General features: G+C 66.6%; 3 protein-coding genes. 2 read left to right on the forward strand and 1 reads right to left on the reverse strand.

Annotated elements, in window-relative coordinates; translation table 11 throughout:
- Window positions 1–329: 329 nt before the first annotated feature.
- Window positions 330–1,385, reverse strand: coding sequence for an NAD(P)H-dependent amine dehydrogenase family protein (locus QOI01_RS04375; RefSeq protein WP_526378949.1), 1,056 nt, complete (start codon window positions 1,383–1,385; stop codon window positions 330–332).
- A gap of 267 nt (window positions 1,386–1,652) precedes the next feature.
- Here QOI01_RS04375 and QOI01_RS04380 point away from each other — a divergent pair, with 267 nt between their 5' ends.
- Both QOI01_RS04380 and QOI01_RS04385 read left to right on the forward strand, forming a co-directional pair.
- Window positions 1,653–3,395, forward strand: coding sequence for a serine/threonine-protein kinase (locus QOI01_RS04380; RefSeq protein ID WP_526378951.1), 1,743 nt, complete (start codon window positions 1,653–1,655; stop codon window positions 3,393–3,395).
- 77 nt (window positions 3,396–3,472) lie between these two features.
- Window positions 3,473–4,672 (forward strand): thiolase family protein, encoded by a 1,200-nt coding sequence (locus QOI01_RS04385; protein ID WP_526378953.1) that lies wholly within the window; start codon window positions 3,473–3,475, stop codon window positions 4,670–4,672.
- Window positions 4,673–4,710: the final 38 nt, after the last annotated feature.

The following is a 4,710-nucleotide window of genomic DNA, read 5'->3' on the forward strand; positions in this document are numbered from 1 at the left end:
AGATGTTTCCCGCGGACCTCGAGACGGGCACGCCTCCGGTACCGATCCCGGTCGGTCGCATCGGCAGGCCCGAGGAGATGGCCGACATGGCCGTCACCATGCTGCGTACCGGCTACCTCACGGACAAGGTGATCACCGTCGACGGGGGCCTCCTGCCGCGGTGATGAGCGCTTGCGCGAAGAACAGAGGCGGTGATGAGCGCTTGCGCGAAGGACAGGTCGCGGTGAGCTCTCCGCACCCACTGCTGCGCCGAGCGTGCCGCCACTGCGAGAATTTCGCGCATTCTTCGCAGTGGCATCACGCTCGGCGGGACGCTCGCACGACCGGTTTCACCGGAGGCGTGGCGCCGCCTTGCCGCTGATCAACGGCAGGTCGAGGTACGTGGCGATACCCGGTTCGGCGGCACACACCGCCGGGACCGAGTTCACGCAGTGCGCGGCGGTCGCCACGATCCCGTTGTTGCTCTCCAGCCCCTCCGCGACGCTCTCGGGCTGAAAGCCCTTGATGGTGACGGTGAAGTCGGGGTTGCCCTTCACCTCCATCTCGTACCGTTCGCCCGCCGGCCCGAACGTCCATGCGGGGTCGAGGTTCTCCTGCCCCATGAACCAGTTGACGGTGACGCGGACGACGACCTCGTCGCCGACGAGCGCCTCCCAGTGGAACTTGCGCCCGGCCACCTGTCCGGGCTGGATGGCGCCCATCGGAGTGTCGATGGGTGCCGTCGCGACCGAGATCTCCTGGGTGGCACGGATCTGCGGGTCTGCGTTGAAGCCCATCTCGTCGACGCACATCCGGACCGACTGGATGAAGCCGCCGTCGAGCAGCTTCTGCATCGGACCGGTCAGCGCCTTCTCGGGGGTGTCGCCGAAGCCCATCACGTAGCGCAGGACGTCGGGCGCGTCGTAGGTCCGCAGATCCGAGAACTCCTCGGCCCGAACGAATGTCACGCCGGTCGACATGATCGAGAACAGCAGCGGAAATTTCTCGCTGATGCCGCCGGGCGCGATGCCGGTCCCGTGCAGGGTGACACCACCCTCCAGTGCGGCGGCACGCATCGGCCCCGCCTCCTTCTCCCCCGGGTAGAACCAGCCCACGGGCGTGACGACGTTCTTGCCGGACCGCAGCAGCGCCACGACCTCGTCGGGGTTGGGCATCAACGGCGAGTAGATGACGGCGTCGGCGTCCAGAGCGAGGATCGCCTCGACGTCGTTGGTGGCGGTGACCCCCAACGGCCCGACACCCACGATCTCGCCGACGTCCTTGCCGCTCTTGGCTTCCGAGTGCACCCAACACCCGGCCAATTCGAGGTCGGGGTGTTCGACCACACCCTTGATCGCGGCGATGCCGACTCCGCCCGTCGCCCACTGCACCACTCGCAACGTCACCCGTCACTCCTCTCGGCGCGAAAACTAGAACACGTTCTACTCAGATGTACACCACGCGGCATCGCTGGACTGCACAATCAACGGGATCGTCTTCGACTTCGGCATCCTCGGCCGGGCACGAGTTCACCTTCGAGATCCGCCGACCGTTCGCCTCAATGACAGTCGCGGTTCAACGTAGATTTCGCTGGTAGGCACCGCGACCAGGCATTAGGGTGGCTGCTGGCACGCCAGGCAGGTGGCCAAGTTTGCGGTATGGGGGGACAGCGGATGACCGAGCCCAAGTCGCGCGAGGGCACGATGTTTGGCCATTACCGCCTACTGCGACTGATCGGCAAGGGCGGCATGGGCGAGGTCTACGAGGCGGAGGACACCGTCAAGGACCGCATCGTCGCGCTCAAACTGCTGCCCGAGGGCGTGTCGCACGACTCGGTGTTCCGCAAACGGCTGCAGCGCGAGGCGCATTCGGCCGGGCGCCTGCAAGAACCGCACGTCGTGCCCATCCACGACTACGGCGAGGTCGACGGGGTGCTCTACGTCGACATGCGCATGATCAACGGCTCGGATCTGCGCAAGGTCCTGAAGAACTTCGGCCCGATGACTCCTGCACGGGCGGTGGCCATCGTGCGCCAGGTGGCCTCGGCGATCGACGCGGCCCACGAGAACGGCATCATGCACCGCGACGTCAAGCCCGAGAACATCCTCATCACGCGGGACGACTTCGCTTACCTGGTCGACTTCGGCATCGCCAACGCGGCCACCGACGAGAAGCTGACCGAGTTGGGCACCGCGGTCGGCACATACGCCTACATGGCGCCCGAACGGTTCTCAGGCGACGAGGTCACCTACCGCGCGGACATCTACGCGCTCGCGTGCGTGCTCTACGAGTGCCTTGCGGGCTCGCAGCCCTATGGCGGCGACAGCGTGAGCGCGGTCATCACGGCACATCTGATGCAGCCGATCCCCCGGCCCAGTGTCGAAAGGCCGGGCATTCCGGACGCCTTCGATCAGGTGATCGCCCGCGGCATGGCGAAGAAGCCCGACGAACGCTTCGCCACCGCAGGCGATCTGGCGACGGCGGCCACCGACGCGCTCACCCCCCGCGACCAGGACCAGGCGGCGACCATCCTGCAGCGCGGCGAGGCCGCGACGATGCCGGAAGGTGTGCCGCTGGCCGCCGGGGCCACGATTGCCGCGGCGACGCCACCACCTCCCTCCTACGCCCCGCCGTTCGGAGCGGCGCCGCCCTACGGGGTGACTCCGCCGTCAGTTCCGTTCGGTGCGACGCCGGGCGCCTTCACTGCGACGCCACCACCGCCACCGCAGTTCGGATACACCGGTGGGCCGCCACCGTGGAACCCGCCGCCGCCGGGTTCGAATCCCCAGCGCGGCAAGAAGACTCCGTGGGTTGCGATCGCCGTGGTGGGCGTGGTGCTGGTACTGGTGTTGGGCGCCATCGGCACGTTCTTCTTGACTAGGTCTGACAACGCGGACCCGGTCACGACGACGTTGAAGAAGGCTTCCACCGAGCGTGAGAAGCCGACGAAGTCGCGCACCACCACGCCCCGCACCACCGAGCCCGGCGACACCGGTGGATTCGACGCTCAGCTCGTGGCGCTGATCCCACCGGGTTACCCGACCAGCGTGTGCGAGGCGGCGACTCCGCCGGCCCCGGGTGCGCTGGCCACCGTCGATTGCCGCCAGTCCGATCAGCCGGGCGGCCCCGCGGCGGCGCGGTACTCGATCTTCGCGAACAAGGACATGCTCGCCCAGCAGTTCAACTCGTCGCTACAGGAGAACGAGGAGATCCTGCGCTGCCCCGGCGCCGGCGCCGATTCCCCGATCACCTGGCACTACGAGGCCAGTCCCGACGACGTGGCCGGCTCGATCGCGTGCGGCACTTATCAGGGCAACGCCGACATCGTCTGGACCCAGGACGACGATCTGTTGCTGGCTGACGTGCAGAGCGACAACATGGACGACCTGCACGGCTGGTGGTTGAACTACAGCTGAGCTTGACTCCATCTATTCGGGTGGCCCACCCGCTGTTATGTTGCAAGCCAAGCGCAATGCAGCGAAGGGTATGAGCCATGGCCACCAACAAGACCAGAGTTTTCGTCGTCGGCGTCGGAATGACGAAGTTCGAGAAGCCGGGCCGCCGTGAAGGCTGGGACTACCCCCAGATGGCCAAGGAGTCGGGCACCAAGGCCCTCGCGGACGCAGGCATCGATTACGGCGCAGTGCAGCAGGGCTACGTCGGGTACTGCTCAGGCGACTCGACGTCGGGCCAGCGTGCGCTCTACGAACTCGGCATGACGGGCATCCCGATCGTCAACGTGAACAACAACTGCTCCACCGGGTCGACGGCCCTCTACCTGGCCGCGCAGTCCATTCGTGGCGGGCTGGCCGACTGCGTCATCGCGCTCGGTTTCGAAAAGATGCAACCGGGCTCACTCGGCGGTGGCGCCGAGGACCGCGAGTCGCCGCTGGGCCGCCACGTCAAGGCGCTCGCCGAGATCGACGAGTTCGCGTTTCCCGTGGCGCCGTGGATGTTCGGCGCGGCCGGGCGCGAACACATGAAGAAATTTGGAAGCACTGCTGAGCATTTTGCAAAAATCGGTTACAAGAACCACGAGCACTCGGTGAACAATCCGTATGCGCAGTTCCAGGAGGCGTACTCGCTGGAGGACATCCTGGGCTCGAGGATGATCTCCGATCCTCTGACCAAGCTGCAGTGTTCCCCGACCTCGGACGGGTCCGGCGCGGCGATCGTGGTGAGCGAGCAGTTCGTCGACGAGCACGGGCTCGCCGCCCAGGCCGTCGAGATCGTCGGCCAGGCGATGACCACCGACTTCGCCAGCACCTTCGACGGCAGTGCCGCCAACGTCATCGGCTACGACATGAATGTCCAGGCCGCCAAACAGGTTTACGACCAGTCGGGTCTCGGCCCGGAGGACTTTCAGGTCATCGAGCTGCACGACTGCTTCTCGACCAACGAGCTGCTGCTGTACGAGGCGCTGGGTCTGTGCGCCGAGGGTGAGGCGCCCAGGCTGATCGACAACGGCGACACCACCTACGGCGGACGGTGGGTGGTCAATCCGTCGGGCGGGCTGATCTCCAAGGGCCACCCGCTAGGAGCCACCGGGCTGGCTCAGTGCGCCGAGCTGACCTGGCAGCTGCGCGGTACCGCCGACAAGCGTCAGGTCGACGGCGTCACCGCCGCGCTGCAGCACAACATCGGACTCGGCGGCGCAGCCGTCGTGACCGCCTACCAGCGCGCCGAGCGCTAACCCCACCAGCCGGTCAACCAAGACAACAACAACCAAAG

This window comes from Mycobacterium sp., assembly GCF_032162605.1.
Lineage (GTDB): Bacteria > Actinomycetota > Actinomycetes > Mycobacteriales > Mycobacteriaceae > Mycobacterium.

Bases quoted from the DNA above. Each gene is read 5' to 3' on its own strand.
- QOI01_RS04380 (WP_526378951.1), top strand. From the start codon at position 1,653: ATGACCGAGCCCAAGTCGCGCGAGGGCACGATGTTTGGCCATTACCGC.
- QOI01_RS04385 (WP_526378953.1), top strand. From the start codon at position 3,473: ATGGCCACCAACAAGACCAGAGTTTTCGTCGTCGGCGTCGGAATGACG.